Below are 24294 nucleotides of genomic sequence, written 5' to 3'. Positions count from 1 at the left end.
AATGCCAGTACTAGTGCTAGGTAATGTCGTTACCCTATCGATTAGTCAGGCTAGCTTGTTGTCTCTGTTGCAATATTAGGTGTAACTGATATCTTTGTGCTCCATTTCAGTCATCTTGATCTTTTTTATGGCCTCTCTTCGTTTTTATACCCTTAATTCCGTCCGTCTATACGCAGTATTATGCTTAAGTTTACTGACGCTCTTGTCTTTCTCTGCTCATGCCGAGGATGATGAAAATCAGGCGCTTTATTCAGAAATGAATACACGTCTTGGCTACATGAAAGCTGTGGCCTTATATAAATGGCAACATAAGTTAGCGATTGAAGACCTCACCAGAGAGAAATTGGTGATCGAGAAGAGCGTCTCGATGGCAAAGGAGCAAGGGATAGCATCTCAGGCGATCGAGAACTTTTTTCGGGTTCAAATCGAATTAGCTAAGAAGATACAGGGGAAATATTATCAGCAATGGACCGAGCATGGTTTGCCTCCTGAGTTACAAGGGGCCACTCGTTCCGAACTTAGCTTGTCTGAAATTCGTCCCAAACTGATAGTACTAGGCAAATCGATTATTCAAAGGATTGCGAGTCATCAGGGGGAGCATGACTTTGTGATATTTAATCATTCCATAGATACCCAGTTTGTGAGCCTTGAAGAGAAAGCCTTGTTGTTCAGAGCATTAACTTCAGTGAAGCCTAAAGTTTATTCGTCGGCATTAGACAAGATACTGGCTCAAAAAATTATGATAGTCGGTACCACCGGCGACTATGAGCCGTTTTCATATTTAGCGGGGACGCACAGAAGAGGGATAGACATAGAGCTGGCAAATCAGTTGGCCGCTTCTTTGGGGGCCAAAGCTGTATTTTTATCTACGAGTTGGACAGATCTGATAGCAGATCTGCAAAGCCAAGATTTTGATATCATGATGAGTGGCATTTCGAAGAAGCTATTTCGTCAACAGGTAGGTTTGATGTCTGATGTTTATCTGGAGGGGGGAAAACACCGATTAGCCTGTGTGCTAACGTGAGTCAGTATGATTCCTTAGCCAAGATAGATACGCCGGACACGCGAGTTATCGTCAATAAAGGTGGTACGAATCAGCGCTTCGTCGATGGCAATATTAAGCAGGCTAAGGTCATTGTTCATGGCAGTAATGTGACAGTATTCCAAGAGATCATCGACGGCCGCGCCGATGTGATGTTCACCGATCGTATTGAGGTACAGGTGCAATCTAAGAAACATCCTAAGCTATGCGCCGCAATGCCTGATACTAACCTGAGTTATTCGGCCAAGGCGTTCTTGATGAACAGAGATCTTATTTGGAAAGAATACGTAGACACTTGGCTAGAAATTACGATCAAGGACGGCACTATGGCGAGAGTTTTCGCTCGCTATATTTAATTATTTTCAAGGATTGGCTGCTGGTATTTATTTCTTGCCGTTATTGCGGCTAATCCTTGCCTGCAAACGGCATCCGCTTTGCCGCTATCTTTAGTCGCTATGAATGTTGCGCTAAACATCGGTGGCTATGACGTGATTTTATTATCGTATTCTTGCTGGTTTTGTTCGTTTTTCTCGACAAACTCTTGAATTAGTTGTGTCTTTTGCTCCTCTAACAGTTTGATCTGTGCCTCCTTCTGCTCTTTGCTTAGGGTGTCACTCTTTGCAATAGCCTGTATTTGAGCCTCTATCTCATCTAATTTATCACGGTCAATGCCAGTGCGTTTATCCAGTATGACCTGCATTATATCTTGTAAGCTGGCTCTTTGTTTGGCTTGTGAGCCAAGTTGTTCATAGGTGTCGGCCTCGGGACTTTCAGCGGTTTGAGCGCTCGATGAAAGTGTGACTCGGTCTTGATATTGGCTGTTTGGGTCGATGATATGACTCTGGGGCTCCGGAGATTGGACTGAATTTGACGCAATATGATGGCTAGCTTGAACCTGTGATGGCTTACTAATATGTGTGTCTGTATTTAAATAAGCATTGTAGCCATTAACTGTCATCATGTTACTGTCCTTCCATTGGAACTATGGGATATCTTTGCGTATATTATCGAGTCGACTTCGTCTCAGTAAACCGAGCAATTTCTGAACCAGAAATCAGGATTTAAATGTAAATCTTAAGCCCAGCAGCCACTTTGTATAAGAAAAAGTAAGGAGTGCCATGGAAACCAGAAATATCATCATCTTCGATGGTGTGTGTAATCTCTGCAATAACGCGGTCAACTTCATCATTAAGCGAGATCCTAAGCAAATTTTTTGCTTTACGCCTATGCAAAGCGAGGCTGCAAAAGACTTGATGGCTAGGTATTCGCTTGTGAATGATTACGGCGATACCTTCTTTCTTATCAAGCAGGGAAAATGTTATACCCGTACCGATGCGGCGCTTGAGATCTGTAAAGACCTATCCGGTTTATGGCCTCTGCTGAGGATATTTTCGGTCTTGCCTCGTTCATTCAGGGATTATTGCTATCACTGGTTGGGGAGTCGGCGTTATTCACTCTTCGGCAAACGCGATGCCTGTATGCTGCCTACAGAAGATCTGCGTAGCCGGTTTATTGATTGATATTAACTTGTATTAATTAGATTGATTGATATTAAGAGAGGGCATATGGAAAATTCTGCTTTATTGTACCAATTCGAGACCCCAAGGTTGGTTATTTCAGCTTGGCCTGACTCAGCCAATCATCAAGTGCCGGATATGGCAGAGCTTGCCAGTATGACACTGGATATTCTCACCCCAAATGTGACCCGCGCCTTGCCGCCGGGTTGGCAAAATATTCATAATCTCGAGGAAGCTAAGATCTGGCTAGAGGCCAGGGTCGAGGAGTGCAGTTTCTTAGTGGTGAGAAAGCGTGAAACCCGCCAAGTGATAGGTTTCATCTTCTTACATGAGGAGCGGCATCAAGAGCAAGAGTTGCCAAGCGATAAAGTGGTTACATTACACTTAGGTTATCTGCTCACGGAGTCACAATGGGGACAAGGCTTTGCTTGTGAGATGATTAAGGGGCTGGTGGCTTGGGCAAAATCTCCAGTCAATAGTGTAAGGTCTTCTGTTAAAGATAGTCTGATTCATGTTTGCAAGATCGTCGCCGGTGTTGAAAGTAGTAATCTGGCATCGATTGCTGTGTTAGTTAACACTGGATTCAGCCTCTGCTTTGTGTCGTCAGAAGATTCTGAAAAGGGCGTTGACGATACAGACCAACAGGTATTTTACCATATCGTTTTTCAAGATTAGCGGCTTAGTATCTGATACCAATCGGTATAAGCCAGCCGCTCCTTGTTTATCTCATTTCATTTATCTGACCTGATTGACTCGTTATTCGGCGAACGCCTCTTTGGGCGTTTCTAAACTGTGCTGCTGATCTTGTTGGTTTTTCTGGTCTTTTGGGTCTAGGGCGGCGGAGGCTCGTTTCGTCTGATAGCCGGAATAGAAGAACACACAGATGAAGATCAGCGTCATCAGCATGATGATGGTGGGCGCGGGGGCACTATCGATGAAGAAGCTGAGATAGACGCCCAGGAAGGAGGTCAAGGTCGAGATAAGCAGGGCGATTAGCATCATAGATTGAAACTTACGGGTTAACAGGAAGGCGGTGGCCCCGGGAGCTATCAGCATGGCGACAACCAGAATCATGCCAACGGCCTTAAGTGCGCCGACTATGGTGAGGGAGAGTATCGACAGCAAACCATAATGCAGCAGACCTACGGGCAATCCTATGGCTTTGGCATGTTGCTGATCGAAGACAAACACCAGCAGATCCCGCCCCTTGAATAGGATGAAGCTTATTACCAGCAGCGCAATGCCCCCAGCTTCGAGCACGTCTGTCCAGCTCACTCCGAGCACATCGCCGAACAAGATATGGTCCAGATGGACCCCAGTCTCAACCTTAGTCATCAGCACCAGACCTAAACCAAACATGCTGGAAAACACTACGCCCATCACAGTGTCCTCCTTGAGACGACTGTTGTCCTTGATAAACCCCGTGGCTAAGGCGCAGAACATGCCGGCGGCGAACGCGCCTATGGCGTAGGGGATAGACAGCACATAGGCCAAGATAACTCCTGGCAGTACCGAATGGGAGATGGCATCTCCCATCAGGGACCAGCCCTTGAGCACGAGAAAGCAGGAGAGCACTGAGGTGGGAATCGCCACTAACAAGACGATCACGAAGGCTTGATGCATGAAGGTAAAGCTAAAGGGTAAGAGTAATGTGTCCAGATCTGAGTTAAATAAACTGGTCATTGGGGACTCCTGTATCGACTGAGATGTTTTTCGACTTTTGTTCTAGCATGCTTGGCGATATTTTTTTAGAGGTCGTTTTTAAGCTTGGAGCTGAGAAGCGTTTCGCCCTGTGCCTCGCCGCCAGGTAACCATGTTTAGGGGCAAACACAAATGTCAGCACGAAGACACATGCCTGTAAAACCACTATGATGCCGCCAGTAGCACCATCGATAAAGAAGCTTAAGTAGGCGCCAACAAAAGAGGTAATAGCGCCTATGGCGACACTCAAGATGACGACAATGCCAAATCGGTCGCTAAGCTGATAAGCGGTAGCTCCGGGGGTCACTACCATGGCAATAACCAGAAACGCGCCCACGGTCTGCAACGCCGCCACAGTCGATGCACTCAGTAAGGTGAAGAAGAGGATCTTCAGAGCATTGGGATTGAGGCCTATGCTTCTGGCGTGGTTCTCATCGAAGAAAACCACCATAAGATCTCGCCATTTCAGTACCAGCACGGCCAAAGATATACCGGAAATCAACAGGAGTTGTAGGGTATCTTCCGGGGTGATTGCCAAAATATTCCCCAGTACTATGGTTTGAATGTTCACCGAAGTGGGGGAGAGGGAGATCATAAACAGGCCGAGGCCGAAGAAGGAGGTGAAGATTAGGCCTATGATGGCATCTTCTTTAAGCTTAGAGCGTTGACTGAGAAACAGCATGGTCGTTGCCGCGAGTCCTCCGGAAAAGAAGGCGCCCAGGGCGAAGGGCAAACCTAACATATAGGCGCCAGCGACACCGGGAACGATGGAGTGTGACAGGGCGTCGCCGATAAGAGACCAGCCCTTGAGCATCAGATAGGCTGATAGGAAGGCGCATACGCCACCGACCAGGGCACTGATAAAGATGGCATTTACCATGTAGCCATATTCGAATGGCTGTAATAGAGTTTCAATCATAGGGTTCACTTTTTAAGCTGGTACTTTAATCAAGAATTCACTTCTATCGCTATTTTCCAAATACTATTCACTGCTAACAACCTGAGTCTTGCTGTCATCACCGTATAACACCACAGGCCGCTCATGATCCGTCAGTAAGGTTACCTGCCTGGCATCATCATCTTCATGGAGGTCTTTACCTCCTAATACGAAGTGACGCAGCACGCCGCCAAATGCCAGTTGCAGATTTTCCTGAGTGAATACCGATTTGGTGGGGCCTGCGGCGAGTACGGTGCGGTTGATGAGTACCGTTCTGTCACAAAACTCGGGTACACTGCCCAGGTTATGGGTCGATACTAAGATAACCTTGCCCTCGGCGCGTAGCTCACGCAGTAGTGCCATGATTTGATCTTCGGTCTTCACATCCACACCGGTGAAAGGCTCATCGAGTAAGATGACTTGCCCCTCTTGGGCCAGAGCTCTGGCAAGAAAGATACGCTTCTTCTGCCCGCCGGAAAGCTCCCCTATCTGACGCTTGCGAAACTCCCTCATATTGACCCTGTCCAGGGCGATATTCACCATCTGTTCATCATGCTTGCTAGCGATGCGAAACATGTTCATATGGCCATATCGACCCATCATGACCACATCTTCTACTAGCACAGGAAAATTCCAATCTATCTCTTCGCTCTGGGGAACATAGGCCACCAGGTTGCTCTTTAGGGCCTGTTTAACCGAAAGACCCAAGATCTCAACTTTGCCCTTAGCCAGAGTGACGAAGCCCATGATGGATTTAAATAGGGTGGACTTGCCGCTGCCATTGACGCCGACCAGGGCTGTGATTGACCCCTTAGGCAGGTCAAAGCTGGCATCATGAATTGCAGTATGACCGTTGCGGTAGGTGACTGTGATGTCGTTAACTGTGAGTCCGCTAGTGAGTGCAGTCATTAGTCGTTGGTCCTTAAGCTGCTTGTCAGCTGGCCGTTGCGATAGGGGACAGTGATGTCGTTAACTGTGAGACTCGTAATAAGTGCTGTCATTAGTCGTTTAGTCCTCTGCCTATGGTCTTTAAAGTGCTTATCTTCAGGTTGTTGCTAGAGGGGAATGTGATGTCGTTAACTGTGAGACTAGCTATAAATTCAGTTGTGAGTACTGTCATTAGTCGTTTAATCCTCTGGCTATGGTACTCAAGGTTGTCGTTAGCAGCTCGATATAGGTCGGCACTGGGCCAGAAGTGCTGCTCAGAGAGTCGACATAGAGCATGCCTCCGTATTTGGCTCCGGTTTCTCGTGCCACCTGCTGAGCGGGTTTGGCCGATACCGTGCTCTCACTGAAGATGACTGGGATTTTATGCTGCCTCATCTGATCGATAACCTTTCTCACCTGCTGAGGTGTGCCTTGGGCATCGGCATTGATGGGCCAGAGGTAGAGCTCCTTCAGATCATAGTCTCGAGTCAGGTAGCTAAACGCTCCCTCACTGGTTACCAGCCAACGTTTCTCCTCCGGCACCGCATCTAATAGCGCCTTGAATGGCGCGACTGCGGCGAGGATCTGCGCCGAATAACGTTTGGCGTTGGTGTTATAGCTTGCGGCATTGCCGCTGTCATACTTGACCAAGGCTTGGCGGATATTTTCCACATAGATCAGCGCATTGGGGGCGGACATCCAGGCGTGGGGATTAGGCTTACCGGAATAGGGGCCCTGAGAAATTCCCATAGGCTCTATGCCTTTGGTGACTATGGTGCGGGGGACTTCACTGAGATTGTAAAAAAACTTATCGAACCAGAGTTCCAGATTTAGGCCGTTATACAGGATAAGATCGGCCCCCTGTGCACGACGAATGTCGCCCGGCGTCGCCTGATAGTTATGAATTTCGGCATCTGGTTTGGTGATGGACTCGACAATAGCGGCGTCGCCTGCCACGTTTCTCGCCATGTCGGCGATAACGGTGAAGGTGGTGATGATCTTAAACTTATCACTCTGGCTGGCAAGCAGGTCTTGCGACCAGAAGGAGAGGGTGATAGCGAGCAGCAAACCAAATGTACGAAACATATTTTTTCCTTGTTATGTGCGGTTACGTGGTGGACCGACTCAATGCTAGCAGGGAATAAGTGCTTTCTCAATGCAAATGATAATTATTATCAATTAAGTCGTAAAGTGTGAAGGGGAAAGGGAAGGTGTTGATCTGGGCTATTGATATTGGTATCTGAGTCAGGGCTTGATGGGTATATACGTTTTATATATAATACATATATGTTTTATATATAAACCATATAAAGGTGCATTTTGGGACTGGTTAAAATTTCAGATGAACTCCATGAAGAGATCAGAAAGTCGAGCAATGTGATGTCGAGATCGATCAACTCCCAAGTGGAGTTTTGGATCAAGACCGGCATGCTAGCCGAGTTGAATCCGACGTTAACCTTCAATGAGATATTGCAGCAACGCCTCAGGGATGAAAACGTATCTTTAGAAGGCATTCTTCATGAAGGTAAGTCATGAGTGACATTCAGATCAAGTCAGCCGTTGAAGCTGAGTTAATGAGGCAATCGGGCAAGCTACTGGCCCGGGTGTTTAAGATGCTAGATGAGTATATTCGGGTGGGAATCACCACCATGGAGATCAACAATAAGGTCGAAGACTTCATCGTTAACGAGCTTGACGCTCGTCCCGCCAGCAAAGGTCAATACGGTTATCAATATTCGCTCAATACCTCGGTCAATGAGGTGGTCTGCCACGGCATACCTTCTGCAACTTATAGGTTGAAGAGCACCGATATCGTCAATGTCGATATCACCTTGGAAAAGCATGACTTCATTGCGGACTCGAGTAAGACTTATCTGTTACCCGATGCCAGCCCACTGGCTAAGAGATTGGTGCAGACCACCTATGAAGCCATGTGGCTGGGGATAAATGTGGTTAAACCCGGCGCCACACTGGGAGATGTAGGCCATGCCATACAGAAACATGTCGAGAAATCGGGTTACAGCGTAGTGAAGGAGTATTGCGGCCACGGTATAGGGCGTGAAATGCATGAAGAGCCACAAGTATTGCATTACGGTCGGCCAGGTTTGGGCTTAACATTGAAACCTGGAATGACTTTTACCATTGAGCCTATGATCAATCAGGGAAATGCCAAAATAAAAACCAAGAAAGATGGCTGGACCGTGGTGACCCGGGATAAGAAGCTATCGGCTCAGTGGGAACACACTATCTTAGTAACCCAAACGGGTTTCGAGGTGTTGACCTTAAGGGAAACTGAAGCCGTTTGATAAACGGCTTCTTTATGGTTTTGTCACATGGTTAAGACGAGTGAGAGGCGAGTGCTAACAGTTGCGGCAAGAATTTATTATCTTGTTTGGCTATCTCTATCTGCTCGGCTAAGACCTGCTGCAATATCTCACGGGTGGTGAGGGGATTAGCCAAAACCACACGAAAAACCACAGATTGAATATTGAGTCCGCTGCTACTTTCGGGATTAATACGGGTACGAGACACAAATGAGGTGCCTTGTTCTCGTTGACGTTTCTGGACAAACTTAGTCAGACCGTCGAGTAAGCCGTTAAATTCGATTAACTTCTCAGTGTTGCCGCTCTCTCTTGTCTCTTGCATCGCCAGCTGTACCGATTTTGGCACATAGCGATAGGTGAGCAGACAGAGCTCAGGTTCTGATACCAGTTGGAAATCTTCTTGCTGCTGGATAAGCTCGGCGAAATAACGCGCCTTCTCTAAACTGTTGTTGATTAATATCTCGTAACCATCCCGGCCAATGACTTGCAGGCAGGCATGGACCAACATGGCCATTCCCGGGCGTGAACCTTCCAGAGTTTGACTGCCTAAATCTTTAGAGCCTTTTCGTAAAATATATTCTGCATGATGCTTAATGGCGTTGGCAAAACTTGGGTCTTTGAAGATAACCATACCTGCGCCCATGGGCACATACATCTGTTTATGCGCATCGATTGTCACTGAGTCCGCACGCTCTATGCCTTTAAGCAGATGGCGATACTTGTTCGATAACAGCGATGCTCCGCCCCAAGCCGCATCAACATGGAAATGACACTTAAGCTCGCTTGCCAATGTTGCAAGCTCATCTAAGGGGTCGATATTGCCTGTCTCTGTGGTGCCCGCGACGCCGACGATGGCCATGACCTTGATGTTGTCATGCTTAAGCTGTTTCGCCATTGCGCGCATCTTATCCACATCGACCTTGTTATCACTCGATGTGGGGACTTTAATGATGTTCTCACGGCCTATGCCAAGCAAGTCTGCCGTTTTTGCTAACGAGTAGTGACCACGCTCGGAGACTAAGATGGCCAGATCATCATAGCCATAATGACGGAGACCTTTCATCAGGCCTTGAGCCGAAACCCCTTTGAAGTCACCGTCGGCCTTGAGTAACTGATTACGAGCTATCCACAAAGCTGTGATGTTGGCGACCGTGCCGCCTGAACAAAATGCCCCGAGGGAGTAGTTAGCGCTGTGCATCCAGCTTTTGTAAAACTTATCATCTTCACTGTAGATCAGGTGATGCATCATACCTAAGACCTGACGTTCCAGTGGCGTAAAGGCCTTAGAGGTCTCAATTTTTACCAGATTCTGGTTGAGGCCAACCATCATCTTAGACAGAGGCAAGACGAAGTAAGGTAGAGCCGAGGTCATGTGACCGATAAAGCTAGGCGATGACGTATGAACCGAATGCGCTACTAAGGTTTTCATCATCTCATCGGCATAGTCTGAAACAAACTGAGGCGCAGAGGGGATCTGATGCTGTTGGAAGTCTAGCTCTATCTCAGACAGAGGCTTCTCGATGGCAACCACACTTTCTTGCAGGAAGCCCATCAAGTTTTGCGATATGTTTTGCTCGATGACGCTTAATGTTGAATCAGGGGCTTCCGGTACGGTGAAGATGCGCAGTAATGCCTCTTCAGAAGCTGTGGCTCGTCTGGGTGTCATCGACATGGTTATCTCTTAGCTATCACACTATTCAACAGGAACTGCTATTTGTTGCAGTTTTCCAAAGGGGAGTCACTTTACTTTATGCGCTTTGGTGCATCAAGTGGAAAAGTTAAAACGATTCATGGGGAATGTAAAGCGGTGGCGATTGTTTGGGCTGAGTGCCATTGAGGTTATCTGAAGACGATAAAGAGAGGATAGCCTCATTTTATCGTCTTCGAGGACGGCATTACGCCTTTATCTTCATGGCATAGAGAGCTGCGATATTCTGCGACGCGGTAAATAAGTTGTGTTTAGCATTGGCAAGCACATCCTCCAGTGGCAGCGCCCTGGGAGTGATGGAGAAGATGGCAGATAGGCCATGTTCGAGTAGCATATTGGCATCATCACTGACGCAGCCTGCTATGGCGATAACAGGAATACCCTGTGAGTTGGCGACGCGCGTGACGCCCATTGGGGTCTTACCGTGCAGGGTTTGGCTGTCGAGTCTGCCTTCTCCTGTGATCACCAGATCTGCGCCTGCAATTTTTTCGTCGAGTTTTACGGTTTCCATGACGATATCTATGCCGGGTTTGAGTGTGGCGTTTAGGAATGCCATGACACCCAGCCCCATTCCGCCGGCGGCGCCTGCACCTGGTGTATTGCGCTTGTCTTCAATTTTAGTGTCATTGATCTGTTTGTTAGCAATAGTCTTGGCGATAATGTCGGCGTATCGAGTCAAGGCCGCATCCAGGCTGGTTACCATTTCGGGTGTAGCGCCTTTTTGTGGACCAAAAATTACCGACGCGCCTTTCTCACCACACAAAGGGTTATCTACGTCACAGGCGACGATAAATTCACAGCGCTGGATAAGGGGATGGAGATCTTTCATGTCTATGGTGTGAAGCTCGTTTAATGCCGAACCGCCCACACTCAGGGCTTTGCCTGACTCATCGAGCAGATGAATACCAAGTGCCTGTGCCATACCTGCGCCGCCATCGTTGGTGGCACTGCCACCTAGGCCAATTATGATGTGTTTGATGCCGCGGTTGAGCGCATCACAGATAAGCTGGCCTGTGCCATAGCTGGTGGTGATACGAGGGTCGCGTTTCTCGACTGAGACATGATGTAGGCCCGAGGCCGACGCCATCTCTATGATGGCTGTCTTACTGTCACCAATAAACTCATTTCCTAAGATCCCGTAATGAGCACTGACTCGTTTTCCCAGGGGGCCGATAACATCGAGCTCGATAATGGAACCGTTTGTCGCATCGACCATAGACTGCACAGTGCCTTCACCGCCGTCGGCAACAGGCAACTTTAGATACTCAGTGTCGGGCAGGACAGATTTAAAGCCGCGTTCGATTTCGTTGGCTACTTCCATCGCACTCAGGCTTTCTTTGAATGAATCGGGAGCGATAACTATTTTCATTGGTGGGGATCCTAAAGCAGTCAGAAGAACTGGGTACTAAAAACAATAAAATGTCAGTGGCTGCTGTGACAGCCACTGAACTCTGGGCCTGGCGTTTAAAGCAGAATGAGACTCAAGATATACACTAAGGTCATTGCGGTTATGCCTTGCACTAGCGTCGCCATAGTTTGTGCTTTATAGGCTTGCTTAACACTCATGCGGCTAAATTGAGTCACGACCCAGAAGAAGCTGTCATTGGCATGAGAAACCGTCATAGCGCCGGCTCCGATGGCCATCACAGTCAGTACTCGTCCCATTTCACTGGCAAGACCGATATCACCCAGCATAGGTGCCACTAAGGCCGATGTGGTCACTAATGCCACTGTCGATGAACCTTGGGCCGATTTAAGGGCTGCGGCGACGATAAATGGCATGAAGATGCCTATGCCTAATGCTGAAAGTGATGTCCCAAGGAAGGTGCCAATCTCTGTCGCTTTAAGCACGGCGCCGAATGCACCGCCTGCACCTGTGATTAGCAGAATGGGGGCGGCAACCACTAGACCTTGAGTGATGCGCTCGCTGAACTCTTTAATCTTTTCACTGCTTTTAAGCAGTGAAATAGACAGGAACAGACCAATCATAAGGGCGTTTACTGGCTGACCCAGGAAGGCGAGCACATCAAATAACAGACCATTGCCAAGCGGCGCTGAAGGGAAGTTAGCGACTGAGCCAAAGCAGATGAGTAAGATGGGCACGAAGATAGGGGCAAAGGCGCGAGTCGGGCTTGGCAGTGTGCCATAGGCTTCTTTTAGCGTGTCGAAGTCTTCTACATTCTTGTTAAGTTCTTCCGCACCTTCACCGTCCGGCTCAACATTGGCAAAACGGTTAGCCCACAGCGTGCCTGCAAGTGCGGCAACGGCCGCGACAAACACACCGACAAAGATGACTAAGCCGAGATTCGATTCCAGACCTAAGTTACCCGCAGCGGCAATAGGGCCGGGTGTTGGCGGCACGAACGTGTGAGTCGCATACAGACCCGTGGCTAAGGCGACACTCATGGAGACACTCGAGACCTTCATGCGATTGGCCATAGATTGTTTCAAGGAGTTAAGGATCACGAAACCTGAGTCACAAAAGACAGGAATTGAGACCAGGTAGCCGATAATCGACATGGTCAGGGTAGGAAAACGTTTCCCCAGCACCTTGATGACTACATCTGCCATGGTGATGGCCGCGCCGCTCTTCTCCAATATGGTACCGATAATAGTACCGAGTACGATAACCAGGCCAATATAGCCAAGAATACCACCGAATCCGCTAGTGATGGTCTTGGCAATATCTGCGCTGGGTAATCCGTAGGCAAATGCGGTAAGGAATGAGGCTAAAATCAGCGTTAAAAATGGATGTAGTTTGAATTTTGAGGTGGCAATAACAATGAAAAATATCACTGCCAACAAGATCATGACTTGGCTCATAGGGTGTCCCTGTTTGGGTATTATTAGCTTACTTTTTTATTTGACCCGGTTCACTCGCCGTTTTTGAAGGTCGACGGCTAAGGTATTTCAGGCTTTGGCTATTATCCTGTGCTGAGTACAATCTGACATCGTGTCTAGTGACTGATTTATCACCTTTATCGGTAATATATTTGTGCGTTTGCACAAATATATTTAGTGGTCAGATGAGGCTCAGCGATAATTTGAGCGTTTAACCACACCTATTGAGGAGAGGTAGCGTTGTTTGTTTAATTGAGCGCCGGATGTTGGCTAAGCTGTTTCGCTAACAGGTCAACTAAACTGCGCACCTTGGCCGAGCCATTGGGGCCCTCTCGATGAATGATATGCACAGGCCGGGGTTCGGGCTCGAAGCCCTCCAGTAAAATTTTAAGTTCACCCGAGGCGAGTTGCGGGGCGATTTGATATGAGAGTAAGCGGGTGATACCCAAGCCTTCGACGGCTGAAGAGATGGCGGCGTCGTTAGTGGTGACCGTCAGTCGAGGTTTGACCTTGATTGACTTGATACTCTTACCATCGGGAAAGCGCCAATCCAGACCATTATTGCCGGCCTTTGAGGCGATAACGGTATGTTGGTCTAGTTCGTCGGGATGCAGGGGAATGCCGTATTCCTGGATATATTGTGGTGATGCACAAAGCACCAGTCTGACAGAGCCTACATGCCTGGCACGCATGCTGGAATCTGGGAGTTGACCTATTCGCACCCCGACATCTATGCCTTCTTCAAGCATATTGACCACTCGGTCGAGAAAGATGGCCGAGACCTCCATTTTTGGGTGCTGCTGCAGGTATTTGACTATGGTCGGCATTACGAACAGGCTGCCGAACATCACAGGTGCCGTGATGGCAAGATGTCCCTGGGGCTCTGCATTTATTCCCGTTACCGCTTCATCGGCAGCGCTCAATTCAGCCAAGATGCGTCTGGCATCATCTAAATAGCGCAGCCCTACATCGGTCGCTCTGACATAACGAGTGGTGCGATTAAGTAGTTTTACATTCAGTTGCTCCTCCAGCCCTGCTATCGCTCGGGTGACCGCTGGTGGTGACATGTTCAGTCTTCTTGCCGCGGCAGCGAACCCTTGCTCTTCAGCTACAGCAATAAATACTCTGAGAAGATGAAATCTATCCATTGTTATTCCACTTTTTTGGTTGTTCCATTTATTGGAATTATTAAATGTAATATACGGGTATTCTTCTTTAAAGTGAAATTTGGCAATCTAGTTACCAAGCAAGCAGAGAAGGGCTTGTTACCGATAAACCAACGAGCAATTCATATAATGGAGAACGACCATGAGCCGCATTAATTTAATCGAAAACGACACAGCCACTAACGAACAAAAAGCACTTTTAGAAGCGATTCAGTCTCAGCTGGGTATGGTGCCAAATTTCTTGAAAGTGTTCGCCAATTCACCAGCCGCACTTCGTGCTTTCTTAGGTTTACACGGCATAGCTGGGGAAGGTAGCTTAACGCCGCTGACACGTGAGCGTATTGCATTAGCCTTGGCTGAACAAAACAGCTGTGAGTATTGCCTATCAGCTCACACTGCACTGGGTCGAAAAGCGGGTCTCAATGGTGATGAAATAGCGGCTAATCGCGCTGGCACCAGCCAAGATGCAAAGGCTGCTGCGGCGGTTAAATTTGCTACATCTCTCGCCGAACATAAGGGTGATGTGACCAATGCCGAGTTAACTGAAGTGCGCGCTGCGGGCTACACCGAGGCAGATATAGTCGAAATTATTACTCATGTTGGCATGAACGTGATGACCAATATTCTCGGAAAGGCGAGTCAATTAGATATCGACTTTCCAAAAATGTCACTGAACAAAGTGGCTTAATTGCTGTGAGTTGAAACGGTAAAACTTGACACTTGTGTCAGATAATTGTTTCACTTGTCTTAGAGCGCTATTCTCACCTGTCTTAGAGGGCTATTTTCAACTCTGTCAGGTGAGATACGCTGCTGTCACTCTTTAGCTGGAATATCAGCTAAAAAGTTGTAGCAGTCGGATAAGTTTATCGAGTTATTGGAGATAAAGTCATGGGTCATAAATTTGCTGAGATAGGCTTCACACTTGCCGTGAAAGAGGTCCAGGCGAGGCTTGGCAGCCGTAAAGGTTATGAGCGGATGGAAGGTGGCGAGGACTTTAATGATCACCTTGGCATTGCTGAAACAGAATTTATTCAGGCTCGTGACAGTTTCTATATGGCCAGTGTGAGTGAAACCGACTGGCCTTACATTCAACATCGAGGTGGGCCGAAGGGCTTTATGAAAGTGCTCGATGAGAAGACCATTGGCTTTGCCGATTATAATGGTAACCGCCAGTATATCAGCACAGGTAATTTCGCTAACAATGACAAGGTGTCACTGTTTTTTATGGATTATCCCAACAAGACCCGACTTAAGTTGCTAGGTAGGGTAAAGCTTGTGGATGTAAATGACTCAGAAATGCTGGGTCTGCTGCAGGATGATGATTACCGGGCCAGAGTCGAGCGTGCTTTCGTTATCCAAGTTGAAGCCTTCGATTGGAACTGCCCTAAACATATCACGCCCAGGTATAGTGAAGCTGAGGTGGAGGACATTGTAGCGGCAAGACTCGCCGAAGCTAAGCGATTAGAAGCTAAACAGCTTGAGCAACCTGAAAATAAGCCAATGGAAAAGGCCGAAAACGTTGGCAGACCGGGCCCTGCCACTTTAGGCGAGGGGCCACTGAGTCTGGTTATCAGCGGCATACGTCAATTGACACCTGAAATACGTGCCTTTGAATTTAAAGCCGCTGGTGGAGGAGAGTTGCCTTTAGTGACTGCAGGTTCTCATATTCGAGTGCCGGTTCTGCTCAATGATGGCACGCTGGTGCAGCGCTCCTATTCTATCTGCTCTAATCCCTCGCGCCGAAACTTCTATGAGATAGCGGTACTCGCTAAACGCTTAAGTAGCGAGACTGGCCAAGGTCGGGAGCATGATCTCCACAAGAGTGCATCCCATTCGATCCACCATAACTTTCAAATTGGAATGGTGATTAACTGTGATTTACCAAGCAACCACTTCGATGTGCACTCAGGGTCTGAGCCTGCAATCTTGATTGCCGGAGGGGTTGGGATCACTGTGATAAAGCCGCTGTCGCAATACTTAAAGTCGAGAGGCGTAACGCTTTCACTGCACTATTGTGGCCGAAGTATTAAGGATATGGCTTTTAGGGACCGACTAGAGCGAGAGTTTGGTGAGTCGATATCAATTTATCCCAGTGACGAAAATAGGCGAATGAATTTACGTCATGTGTTATCGAGGGCACCCAAAAATACCATCTTCTATATCTGTGGCCCACAAAAGATGCTCAGTGAGATGAAGTTTATGGCCAACGAGCAGGGTATAGATAGCGACCGGATCAGAAGCGAAGGCTTCGGTGGCAGCGGAGAAGAAACCTCTGTTGAGGATAAGGCATTCACGGTGAAGCTAGTTAAATCGAAACTGAAACTTAAGGTTGCTGCCGATGAGTCGGTTCTCGATGCCTTACTCGCTGCCGATATTGATACACCTTTTAGCTGTCAGTCTGGAAGCTGTAAACAGTGCGCGATACCTGTGATAGAGGGAAAACCTGACCATAGAGACAGTGTACTGACCGATATTGAAAAAGAGCAACTACAGTTGTTCTGCCCCTGTGTTTCCCGAGCAAAGACACAAGTGCTGACTCTGGATCTTTAATCCATTACTGGTGCAAGCAAGACATACAGTGAGAAATTGATATGAATAACATAAGTAATGACAAAAAAGCACCACTGCCGCCCTATGATCAAGCCAGTGCAGTGATTAAAGCAAGAATGGCCGAAGATGCCTGGAATGGACAGCAACCGGAAAAAATAGCGAAGGCATACAGTGAAAACTCAATTTGGCGTAATCGTGATCAATTTGTGCAGGGACGAGATGAAATTATCCAGCTGCTCACAGCCAAATGGCAGCAAGAGACTGAATATAGATTGATTAAAGAGGTATGGGCGGTGGATAGCCATCGCATTGCGGTACGTTTTGCCTATGAATATTGCGATGCTAGTGGTCAATGGTATCGAGCCTATGGTAACGAGAATTGGCAATTTGATGAAAACGGCTTGATGGAGCAGCGCCACGCCAGTATCAATGATCTGAAGATTGAAGAGATTGAACGTAAATTTTATTGGCCCATAGGACGCCGGCCAGATGAACATCCTGGGCTGACTGAACTAGGGCTTTAGGGGTCTGTGGTTTAGGAAACGGTTGTTTCAGTGCTTTATGGCTTTGTTGTGATGGAAGTTGATGAGTAGCTCTGGTAAATCAGTCTGCAGAGCTACTGGTTGAGTCATTACTTGGCATTCTTAGCCGCTATCCACTGAGACATATACTTAGTGCTCGCCATCGAGTGATGCTTAAGCATGGCGCCGGTAAAGTTATTCAGCCTATGTTGGTCAATATTTTCTATTGTATGAGCCAACTTTTTCATCCAATTCTGCCCTAACATCTCACCATCGTATCGCGCCGTTAATAGACTCGAGGCGTGGCTTTGAGCCTCTGTCCAGAGTGATTCTTGAGTGTATAAATCAACCGCAGCTTGGGCAAAGTCATCGATAATATCTGTAATGCAACCAGGCCACTGCTCATCTTGAATCATGCCTTCACTGCCAACACTTGTGGTGACGCTTGGGGTCTGCATTATCATGGCATCGAGTAGCTTACCCTTGATACCGGCACCAAAACGAATGGGTGCTAAGCAGACACGAGACTGCTCCATTACCTGATAGGCATCTTCCGCCCAACCCTTAATGATAAAGCCAGTTTTGGGGTTATTGAGTGCGGTGGCTTTCGGTGGCGGGTAGGAGCCATAGATATGTAGCTCTGCCTGGGGTAGCTGTTTTCTGATCAAGGGCCAGATTTTTTGCAGATATAGCACGGCGTCCCAGTTAGGGGCATGACGAAAGTTGCCTATGGTCATAAAGTGCTGACGCTCAGCATAGGTTTTTGTCTGAGACGGGCGCTTGTTCAAGTCCACCATAAACGGCAAGTGATGCAAGAGGCTTGGGTCAAGCTTAAACTGGTTTTGTAGCAGCTCCATCTCGAAACTTGAGATGATAAGTGAGATGTCACAGCGAAGAATCGCGGCTATTTCACGTTTTGCTATATCGCTGAACAGGTCGGCTTGAGTGAGTGCTCGCTCACTCTTAACGGCTTGATGGCGTGCATTACGCAAGCATTGTAGGTCTTCGGTATCGAGTATTTTTATGGCATCGGGGCAGTGTTTTTCCACGCGCCAGCCAAACTGCTCTTCCATCATGAAACGGTCGAACATGACGATATCTGGTTGAAAATCCATGATATAAGTATCGAAGCTATCGCAGTTCAAGCTGATATTTTTACTGGATATACCTTCTAGGCTTAGGTCTATCATGTGATCCGATGGCTGCGCCGGGGTGGCGAACTCGACCTGCCAGCCTTGTTGCCTGTAAAGCCTTAACAGCGACAACATATGTGTACCTGCCGCCGATGAGTTGGGCTCTGGCCACACATAGCCGATCACTAATACTTTCTTCATCATTTCTCACATAATAGGTACTTTAATGGGAGGGTATTGTATACCAGATGAAGGTTCAAGCTTGTCGGATAACAAGTTGGTTAAATATCTATTGTGGGTTCATTGGACTGGTTTTGTTATTTGGTTAGTTTGCTGATCACCAAAGCTTCATTGGTGTTTATTGCCTGCAGCAGGTGCTGTAAATGGATTTACGAATGTCACAATCACAAGGATGTGAATGAGTGACCTCATGTGCAAACACTTCTGCGAGTCGCCATTCAAATTTTTTGTCTGATAATAAGTTGTAAGTATCTTTTTGGGTTTCATTAGGCTGAATTAGTATTTGGTTTTATGTCGAATACCAAAACCTTATAGTTATCTATCACCTGCCGTGGGCTCTGCCAAAACGTCCTTGTTTCGGAAGCTCTCAGCCGCGTTCACACCTGAGTGTTTGTCTCTTCGATTGTAACTATACTGGCTAGTAATAAAGTTTACTCTGACCCCGGAGATCAGAGTCTAATTAAACTGACATTGATTAGAAAAAGTATCTTGGTTTATTCGAAATCCCTAATTATCACCAAGCCTTTGTAGATAATTTATATACGACTAAGGCGAGGGGTGAAGTGCATTACTGCTGGCTTTACCTTTACACCATAGCCCACAGTTATGTTGCTTTTTGAAAGCACACATAGCATCCCAACGACCACTAATACCACTGTATTGGCGGCGAAACTCTTTCGCTGAGGTAATCCAGGCATCGGGTGCAATGCCAAGTTCATTGAGTAATTTAGGCTGGCTTGAATCAATAAAACCTTTCTTATCAGGCCTAATGGCTCTGCCAGTCCAATCAATCAGTTGTAAATAATCACAGAAATGAAATGGGATGCCTGATTGAGTCGCTAGATGGGCTGCACCATCGAATTGGGCAAGTGGTTTGAGTGGCTCGCTCGAGGTTGATGCTGATTTATCATCATTAGGTTTAGTGTTTTTATCAGAGGTATTTAGCTCGGTAATACGCTCCTGAATAGATGTATAATCAGATGCTTGGAGTGTGTTAGCAATCCCAGCTCTGATAGGGTTTAAATCGACATACATCATGCATGCTAGCAGTGCTTGTTCATCGAGTAAGGCTTGGCTCTTAAAACGACCCTCCCAAAAGGCCCCTTTACATCCATCCTCACGATTGGCCCTACGCGCTATCTCTTCATTGAGGCACCTCATAAACCAAGAGATACTGGATAGACGTTCGTGCCACTCAGCCAATAACCCATCAAGTAGTAAACGCTCCCCCTCGATTAAGGTCTCTCCATTCATAAATTTAGTCGCTACATCATGCCCTTTTGTCACCTTACACCATCGACTAATAACCTGACGGTTACTCAATGACTTGGCTTTGTCGGTATCGATTTTAAGGACTAAATGATAGTGATTATTCATCACCGCATAGGCACAAACATCAATACAAAAAATAGCAGATAGAGCCTTAACTTTATCGACAATCCAGCCGCGTCTATGCTCATAGCTTTTACCTGTGAGTTCATCCTCTCCGCACAAAAAAGCCCTTCTAACACAACGATTTATTATGTGGTAAAACGGAGTCGATTCTGCATCGATAAGAATTCTTCGAGCTGAAGTCATCATCGTTATCCTGAACAAAACTAAGTTGAGGTAACTTAAAGGTTAGTAGAGGATGTGCTAAAGCACAAAAGATATGGCTGTCCCGTCTTTTTCTGCTCTTAAACAAATAAAAGTGATGATTTCAATTTTATTTGTTCAGGATTTGTTATCTGCCGATATTTAGATCTAGACGCTATTTATTATAAATATAAAAAGGCAGGAAAAGTACAAAGCCGAAAGCAGCTAAATTTCCTCCAATTGCTGATATAAAACCTAGATAAAAATAGCGACCAAATGCTCGCTTGATCGCTAGGTGCCATGCCTTAAATTCGGCTTGAGTGACATGGTGTCCGTAACGAAAAAGTAAATAAGAAAACCAAATATATACTGAATATGCAGCAAATACCCAAGACATGTTTGCATTTACACCAAAAGAAACCCTGAATTTAAGCCGATCAGGTACTCCGCTGGTTATATTGTCCATGATTAGTTGTTTCTTTTTCCTTAATTTTATTGTTAGAAACATATTTAATGGAAACAATAATATTAATCCAGTAACCGTGATCATAATCACGATATCCTCGGCGCTAGTTATATTCATATATCCCCTTCATCAAATACAATACTCTCAGCCCCTCTACCCATATAATCAGATACATCGCCACCAAAAGCCCCCCACGTAAGAGTACCTGCACTAACCAGTAAAATAGATAAGCCTCCAGTAACTGGGGCTGCCATTAGTGCGATACCGAGTGCATATCCTATATAAATATTAAGTCCTCCAGATACTGCATTTCTAACTACAGACCGCCCGCAGGCTTCATTAATAGCTCCATTCATGTCACAAGTTTGATAGATATCAGCCGCATTGCCGTATACACCTAAACCAGTGATCATCCAACCACCGGCTTTGATCTGCTTACTGAACGACATCGCTTGCTTGTAAAGCCGCGTCATGTCGATACCGCCTACTGCTTTGGCGAAGTCTTTTGAGCGATAGATTTGTCTTTTATTGATGTTTAGCAGATGGCCAATGTTTTTCGCTTGCAAGCCTTTGATGTATCCGGGCTTACCCATCTGTCCCAATAATGATTTCATCTCAGTGCGAAATGCACGTTCTCGCTTTCGCCAAGCTTTATAATCAGAATTGGAGTAGAGGGCTTGTCCCTTTAAGCCTTCAGTTTTTGAAGAGATGTAATTGGAGTAATCCGCAAACGCTTTCATTTTCTGGCTGATATGGCCACCTTGAGTGCCTGCACCGGCTATCACGGCCCCTGTGCTGGATATCATGGCGTTGAGGCTAATGTCTGTGGTTTCACCTGTGTCGGCATTGACTTGCAGGCTGCCCATGCCGCCTTCAGCTGCAGTCGCCAATACTTCGGTAACTACATCATGGTTATCAGCAAACCATTGTCGCTCATCTGCGCTCAGTGTTAGATATTGAGTCATTAGATCTTCCGCTTGCGTGATAGCGTTGCCTTCTTCCTCATGCTTTGTTTTCCAGGGTGATACCACTAATGGCATCCCTTCATGAATTTGACTGAAGCTCTTCTTCAGTTGAGGGTTGCTATACATTATATGGTCAATAATCGTTTTATCACGGCTGCCATAAACTTCATCAGCAAATTCGTATAAGTCCATTTTCTTATCTGAGAAAAACAGGTATACATCATCGATATCTAACGCAGCTTCTACCTGACCTAAGTTAAGTACCGCTACATCTTTCAGTACCGATTGCTTAGTGATGCCGATAACGCCTGGTGCTAGCTGTGGTGTCGAAGATTGGTAGTAGATATTGTCTGCTCGGCTCACCGCTTGCGGGGCTTGGGACGGCTGACCTTTTTGCTCTTCAGTTCTGGCGAGTAGCGCTTGCTGGTTGGCAGCTAAAATAGCTCCAAGGTCAAGGGTGACAGCATTAGTGTTTAGCCAAGCTGCATCGATGCCTTGGAACGTCTCAGCGGTTAACTTTTGCTTGCTGTAGTAAATATGCTGAGGGGCGGCGAGTTGGCCATTGATTTTCCAGGGCAGAAAGATACATCCTCTTAATGCAGGTATGTTTACCTCATCGGATAATGCGTTCGCTGTCGAGTGAGTGATATTAAAATATCCTTTGGCACCCTCGACGATAGCGTATTCGTGTACCAGTTGGCCTTGCTTGAAATGATAGAAGTACCCTTGAGTCGGGTAGCCCAGTCTTTCGCTCACCTGCACCGTAAGCTGCACCGGCACAAAGGACTCATAGACCTGTTGAGAGCCTAAGGGCACCATCTTTACCGGTTTAACGGATAACTGGCTGCTCTTGCCTGTGGTCAGCATGTGGAGAAGTTGTTTAGGCTCTTCAAACTTACCTAGCGCAGTGAGCAGAGAATGCTTGCCTAGCGGTTTGACCGTAGACAATGTCAGGCTAGGTTCATTCTTGGTTTTAGCCAGCATGAAATAGCCATAGTTCAAAGTGTCTAAATATTGAGGAGTACAGGCTATCTCTACATTGTACTGGCAGGAGATAGGGAGCACTTGCTCCTTCACTGTAGAAGTATCGGGCGTGTAATCTAATTGCGGTGAAGGTGATAGCGACTCACCGGGCGAACGCTCAAATGCAATACTACTTCCGGCGGCATTAAAACGTTGGGTGATGGCGGTAACAGCACAACTTGGAAAAGCCGAGCTTGCACTCACCGATGTTATCCAATCCCCTTGGGATAAGGTAAATAATGGACTTCTGGGGCTGTCACTCAATACAACTGATTCGCCAGATTCAAGCTGACTTTCAATTTGGCTTAAAGAACTACCAGTAGGCAACATCTCCTTCCAATCATCATCGCTTATCCAGGAAGTATCCGATTCGATGCAACTTGCATCAGTTAACATCAGTGTATTGATATCAACTATTTTAGTTGAGCGCATATATTCATCCATTGAATGTATGGGGGTTAACCCAAAAGTGTTCCATTACTTATTTGCTAGATTGAGTCGTAACTTTCGATAAACGAGGATAATACCACCTATCTAGCTGGTATTAAACGCTGAGCTTGCAACATTATGTAGCCACTATATTCTTGCTGGTTTTAATTTTTCGAGAAAACAAGAATACCCTTTATACCGCTAAAATAGTTATTTAGCCTTTCATAAAAAGGGGTAAACCTCTTCGATCAGCTAAATAATCACAGCTTTTTTACGGGAAAATGTTTCCACAAGGTATATGTGAGCCAGAAGGGTTGAGTAACTATGGAAGCCTAGCTAATCAGGCTTCAAAATACAGTTTAATTAATAATAAAGCTGCAATCGAAGAGAAACCTTACTTGTGAATAACCCTGTGTAGATGGGCTGCGAGCTTCCATAGATGGACTCTTTTGAAATCAAGAGCCAGCGTCTCGCAGAAGTATCTGCACATAAGGTCGTTCTTAGGCATCCTGCCTTCACGACATTGGTATATCCCTATACTGCACCGCCGCAGGTTATAAGTGACATTGAAGGTACGACCTTCAAACACACTACCCAACATACAAGACTGGATTCCGGCCCAAAAGAGCTACCGGAATAACGGTTATACAAACAACAAGAAAATGTAATCAGCCTTCATTCGAAGGCTAGCTAACCTTGGGGCAGTGGTGAGTTACAAATTCGGGCATCGAATTATCAATAAACCTAAACTGAAGAGATAGGTTGCTTGTGAAAACCTCAGTGCAGATACGGCTGAGAGCTTACAAAACAGGGATGTTTTGGTAGAGCCCACACGGATGTGTTCACGGCGTCTCGCAGAAGTAGCTGCATAAAAGCCCGCTGCAAGCGATAAGTAGCTATGAAGGTACAACCTTCAAACACACTACCCAACATACAAGACTGGATTCCGGCCCCAAATAGCTACCGGAATGACGGTTATACTAACAACAAGAAAATGCAATAAGCCTGCATTCGAAGGCTAGCTAACTTTGGGCAAAAGCAATTCACCACGGAGTACACAGAGGACACGAAGAAGAGCATAAAGAGCTAAATCGAAGAGATAAAATAACTCAGTGTAATGCGGCTGCGAGCTTCCAAAACATGGCCAAAAATGTTCCCTACATTTTCTGGCATTCCCCACATCCATGTGGGTCAGATGTTTTGGTAGAGCCCACAGGGCCAATTTTGTT

General features: G+C 46.6%; 22 protein-coding genes. 9 read left to right on the top strand and 13 right to left on the bottom strand.

From position 1 onward, the window contains the following. Window positions 1-127: 127 nt before the first annotated feature. Entirely contained in the window at window positions 128-1024 is an 897-nt protein-coding gene (gene aroQ / locus FM037_RS29995) for a gamma subclass chorismate mutase AroQ (RefSeq protein WP_267874788.1), read from the top strand. Then, window positions 1021-1398, top strand: a complete 378-nt coding sequence (locus FM037_RS29990) for a type 2 periplasmic-binding domain-containing protein (protein ID WP_267874787.1) — start codon at window positions 1021-1023, stop codon at window positions 1396-1398. The genes aroQ and FM037_RS29990 overlap by 4 nt, the downstream gene beginning before the upstream one ends. A gap of 125 nt (window positions 1399-1523) precedes the next feature. On the opposite strand, the gene FM037_RS19270 is transcribed toward FM037_RS29990, so the two are convergent. Beyond that, window positions 1524-2003: a hypothetical protein gene (locus FM037_RS19270; RefSeq protein ID WP_144047317.1), complete on the bottom strand. Its 480-nt coding sequence runs from the start codon at window positions 2001-2003 to the stop codon at window positions 1524-1526. A 157-nt stretch (window positions 2004-2160) separates the two neighbouring features. On the opposite strand from FM037_RS19270, the gene FM037_RS19265 reads away from it, so the two are divergent. Together FM037_RS19265 and FM037_RS19260 are read left to right on the top strand one after the other, a co-directional pair. Beyond that, window positions 2161-2562, top strand: coding sequence for a thiol-disulfide oxidoreductase DCC family protein (locus FM037_RS19265; protein WP_144047316.1), 402 nt, complete (start codon window positions 2161-2163; stop codon window positions 2560-2562). Between the two features lie 45 nt (window positions 2563-2607). Next, a complete protein-coding gene (locus FM037_RS19260) occupies window positions 2608-3234 on the top strand; it encodes a GNAT family N-acetyltransferase (RefSeq protein ID WP_144047315.1) in 627 nt (208 codons plus the stop codon). A gap of 81 nt (window positions 3235-3315) precedes the next feature. Here FM037_RS19260 and FM037_RS19255 read toward each other — a convergent pair whose 3' ends face one another. The 4 genes from FM037_RS19255 to FM037_RS19240 form a co-directional block, all read right to left on the bottom strand. Next, entirely contained in the window at window positions 3316-4242 is a 927-nt protein-coding gene (locus FM037_RS19255) for a metal ABC transporter permease (RefSeq protein ID WP_144047314.1), read from the bottom strand. After that, window positions 4226-5179 carry a metal ABC transporter permease gene (locus FM037_RS19250; protein WP_144047313.1) on the bottom strand — a complete coding sequence of 318 codons (954 nt, stop codon included), beginning with the start codon at window positions 5177-5179 and terminating at the stop codon, window positions 4226-4228. Before FM037_RS19250 ends, FM037_RS19255 begins: the two co-directional genes overlap by 17 nt. Window positions 5180-5242: 63 nt before the next feature. Beyond that, on the bottom strand, window positions 5243-6106 hold the full coding sequence (locus FM037_RS19245) for a manganese/iron ABC transporter ATP-binding protein (protein WP_144047312.1): 864 nt from the start codon (window positions 6104-6106) through the stop codon (window positions 5243-5245). 210 nt (window positions 6107-6316) lie between these two features. Then, window positions 6317-7210 (bottom strand): metal ABC transporter substrate-binding protein, encoded by an 894-nt coding sequence (locus FM037_RS19240; protein ID WP_144047311.1) that lies wholly within the window; start codon window positions 7208-7210, stop codon window positions 6317-6319. 234 nt (window positions 7211-7444) lie between these two features. Between FM037_RS19240 and FM037_RS19235 the strand changes: the two genes are divergently transcribed. Continuing rightward, complete coding sequence (locus FM037_RS19235) at window positions 7445-7660, top strand: ParD-like family protein (RefSeq protein ID WP_144047310.1); 216 nt, start codon at window positions 7445-7447, stop codon at window positions 7658-7660. Further along, window positions 7657-8430 carry a type I methionyl aminopeptidase gene (map, locus tag FM037_RS19230; RefSeq protein ID WP_144047309.1) on the top strand — a complete coding sequence of 258 codons (774 nt, stop codon included), beginning with the start codon at window positions 7657-7659 and terminating at the stop codon, window positions 8428-8430. The genes FM037_RS19235 and map overlap by 4 nt, the downstream gene beginning before the upstream one ends. A gap of 31 nt (window positions 8431-8461) precedes the next feature. Here map and panP read toward each other — a convergent pair whose 3' ends face one another. The 4 genes from panP to FM037_RS19210 all read right to left on the bottom strand — a co-directional run bounded on the left by panP (window position 8462) and on the right by FM037_RS19210 (window position 14145). Next, window positions 8462-10120, bottom strand: coding sequence for a pyridoxal-dependent aspartate 1-decarboxylase PanP (gene panP, locus FM037_RS19225; protein ID WP_407695608.1), 1659 nt, complete (start codon window positions 10118-10120; stop codon window positions 8462-8464). Between the two features lie 223 nt (window positions 10121-10343). Beyond that, a complete protein-coding gene (locus FM037_RS19220) occupies window positions 10344-11525 on the bottom strand; it encodes a glycerate kinase (RefSeq protein ID WP_144047308.1) in 1182 nt (393 codons plus the stop codon). A gap of 95 nt (window positions 11526-11620) precedes the next feature. After that, the gene (locus tag FM037_RS19215; protein WP_144047307.1) at window positions 11621-12979 is read right to left on the bottom strand and encodes a GntP family permease; all 1359 of its coding nucleotides are present in this window, start codon (window positions 12977-12979) and stop codon (window positions 11621-11623) included. 266 nt (window positions 12980-13245) lie between these two features. Then, window positions 13246-14145, bottom strand: coding sequence for a LysR family transcriptional regulator (locus tag FM037_RS19210; RefSeq protein WP_144047306.1), 900 nt, complete (start codon window positions 14143-14145; stop codon window positions 13246-13248). Window positions 14146-14305: 160 nt separating this feature from the next. On the opposite strand from FM037_RS19210, the gene FM037_RS19205 reads away from it, so the two are divergent. From FM037_RS19205 to FM037_RS19195, 3 genes are all read left to right on the top strand, one after another. Continuing rightward, window positions 14306-14851, top strand: a complete 546-nt coding sequence (locus FM037_RS19205) for a carboxymuconolactone decarboxylase family protein (protein WP_144047305.1) — start codon at window positions 14306-14308, stop codon at window positions 14849-14851. 200 nt (window positions 14852-15051) lie between these two features. Next, entirely contained in the window at window positions 15052-16713 is a 1662-nt protein-coding gene (locus FM037_RS19200; RefSeq protein ID WP_144047304.1) for a 2Fe-2S iron-sulfur cluster-binding protein, read from the top strand. A gap of 41 nt (window positions 16714-16754) precedes the next feature. Continuing rightward, a complete protein-coding gene (locus FM037_RS19195; RefSeq protein WP_185976856.1) occupies window positions 16755-17237 on the top strand; it encodes a nuclear transport factor 2 family protein in 483 nt (160 codons plus the stop codon). Between the two features lie 107 nt (window positions 17238-17344). Here FM037_RS19195 and FM037_RS19190 read toward each other — a convergent pair whose 3' ends face one another. The 4 genes from FM037_RS19190 to FM037_RS19175 form a co-directional block, all read right to left on the bottom strand. Then, window positions 17345-18568, bottom strand: a complete 1224-nt coding sequence (locus FM037_RS19190) for a glycosyltransferase (RefSeq protein WP_144049048.1) — start codon at window positions 18566-18568, stop codon at window positions 17345-17347. A gap of 585 nt (window positions 18569-19153) precedes the next feature. Continuing rightward, a complete protein-coding gene (locus FM037_RS19185) occupies window positions 19154-20185 on the bottom strand; it encodes a transposase (protein ID WP_144049047.1) in 1032 nt (343 codons plus the stop codon). Between the two features lie 172 nt (window positions 20186-20357). After that, window positions 20358-20765 (bottom strand): hypothetical protein, encoded by a 408-nt coding sequence (locus FM037_RS19180; protein WP_144047303.1) that lies wholly within the window; start codon window positions 20763-20765, stop codon window positions 20358-20360. Continuing rightward, window positions 20762-23068 (bottom strand): hypothetical protein, encoded by a 2307-nt coding sequence (locus FM037_RS19175; protein ID WP_144047302.1) that lies wholly within the window; start codon window positions 23066-23068, stop codon window positions 20762-20764. Before FM037_RS19175 ends, FM037_RS19180 begins: the two co-directional genes overlap by 4 nt. Window positions 23069-24294 lie beyond the last annotated feature (1226 nt).

The organism is Shewanella psychropiezotolerans, from assembly GCF_007197555.1.
GTDB lineage: Bacteria > Pseudomonadota > Gammaproteobacteria > Enterobacterales > Shewanellaceae > Shewanella > Shewanella psychropiezotolerans.
The sequence above is the reverse complement of the archived record's forward strand: the minus strand, read 5'-3'. Positions and strand labels throughout refer to the sequence as shown.

What these genes read in the sequence shown, in the direction of transcription:
- aroQ (WP_267874788.1), top strand. Translation starts at nt 128, where the DNA reads ATGGCCTCTCTTCGTTTTTATACCCTTAATTCCGTCCGTCTATACGCA.
- FM037_RS19270 (WP_144047317.1), bottom strand. Translation starts at nt 2,003, where the DNA reads ATGATGACAGTTAATGGCTACAATGCTTATTTAAATACAGACACACAT.
- FM037_RS19265 (WP_144047316.1), top strand. Translation starts at nt 2,161, where the DNA reads ATGGAAACCAGAAATATCATCATCTTCGATGGTGTGTGTAATCTCTGC.
- FM037_RS19260 (WP_144047315.1), top strand. Translation starts at nt 2,608, where the DNA reads ATGGAAAATTCTGCTTTATTGTACCAATTCGAGACCCCAAGGTTGGTT.
- FM037_RS19255 (WP_144047314.1), bottom strand. Translation starts at nt 4,242, where the DNA reads ATGACCAGTTTATTTAACTCAGATCTGGACACATTACTCTTACCCTTT.
- FM037_RS19250 (WP_144047313.1), bottom strand. Translation starts at nt 5,179, where the DNA reads ATGATTGAAACTCTATTACAGCCATTCGAATATGGCTACATGGTAAAT.
- FM037_RS19245 (WP_144047312.1), bottom strand. Translation starts at nt 6,106, where the DNA reads ATGACTGCACTCACTAGCGGACTCACAGTTAACGACATCACAGTCACC.
- FM037_RS19240 (WP_144047311.1), bottom strand. Translation starts at nt 7,210, where the DNA reads ATGTTTCGTACATTTGGTTTGCTGCTCGCTATCACCCTCTCCTTCTGG.
- map (WP_144047309.1), top strand. Translation starts at nt 7,657, where the DNA reads ATGAGTGACATTCAGATCAAGTCAGCCGTTGAAGCTGAGTTAATGAGG.
- panP (WP_407695608.1), bottom strand. Translation starts at nt 10,120, where the DNA reads ATGTCGATGACACCCAGACGAGCCACAGCTTCTGAAGAGGCATTACTG.
- FM037_RS19220 (WP_144047308.1), bottom strand. Translation starts at nt 11,525, where the DNA reads ATGAAAATAGTTATCGCTCCCGATTCATTCAAAGAAAGCCTGAGTGCG.
- FM037_RS19215 (WP_144047307.1), bottom strand. Translation starts at nt 12,979, where the DNA reads ATGAGCCAAGTCATGATCTTGTTGGCAGTGATATTTTTCATTGTTATT.
- FM037_RS19210 (WP_144047306.1), bottom strand. Translation starts at nt 14,145, where the DNA reads ATGGATAGATTTCATCTTCTCAGAGTATTTATTGCTGTAGCTGAAGAG.
- FM037_RS19205 (WP_144047305.1), top strand. Translation starts at nt 14,306, where the DNA reads ATGAGCCGCATTAATTTAATCGAAAACGACACAGCCACTAACGAACAA.
- FM037_RS19200 (WP_144047304.1), top strand. Translation starts at nt 15,052, where the DNA reads ATGGGTCATAAATTTGCTGAGATAGGCTTCACACTTGCCGTGAAAGAG.
- FM037_RS19195 (WP_185976856.1), top strand. Translation starts at nt 16,755, where the DNA reads ATGAATAACATAAGTAATGACAAAAAAGCACCACTGCCGCCCTATGAT.
- FM037_RS19190 (WP_144049048.1), bottom strand. Translation starts at nt 18,568, where the DNA reads ATGAAGAAAGTATTAGTGATCGGCTATGTGTGGCCAGAGCCCAACTCA.
- FM037_RS19185 (WP_144049047.1), bottom strand. Translation starts at nt 20,185, where the DNA reads ATGACTTCAGCTCGAAGAATTCTTATCGATGCAGAATCGACTCCGTTT.
- FM037_RS19180 (WP_144047303.1), bottom strand. Translation starts at nt 20,765, where the DNA reads ATGAATATAACTAGCGCCGAGGATATCGTGATTATGATCACGGTTACT.
- FM037_RS19175 (WP_144047302.1), bottom strand. Translation starts at nt 23,068, where the DNA reads ATGCGCTCAACTAAAATAGTTGATATCAATACACTGATGTTAACTGAT.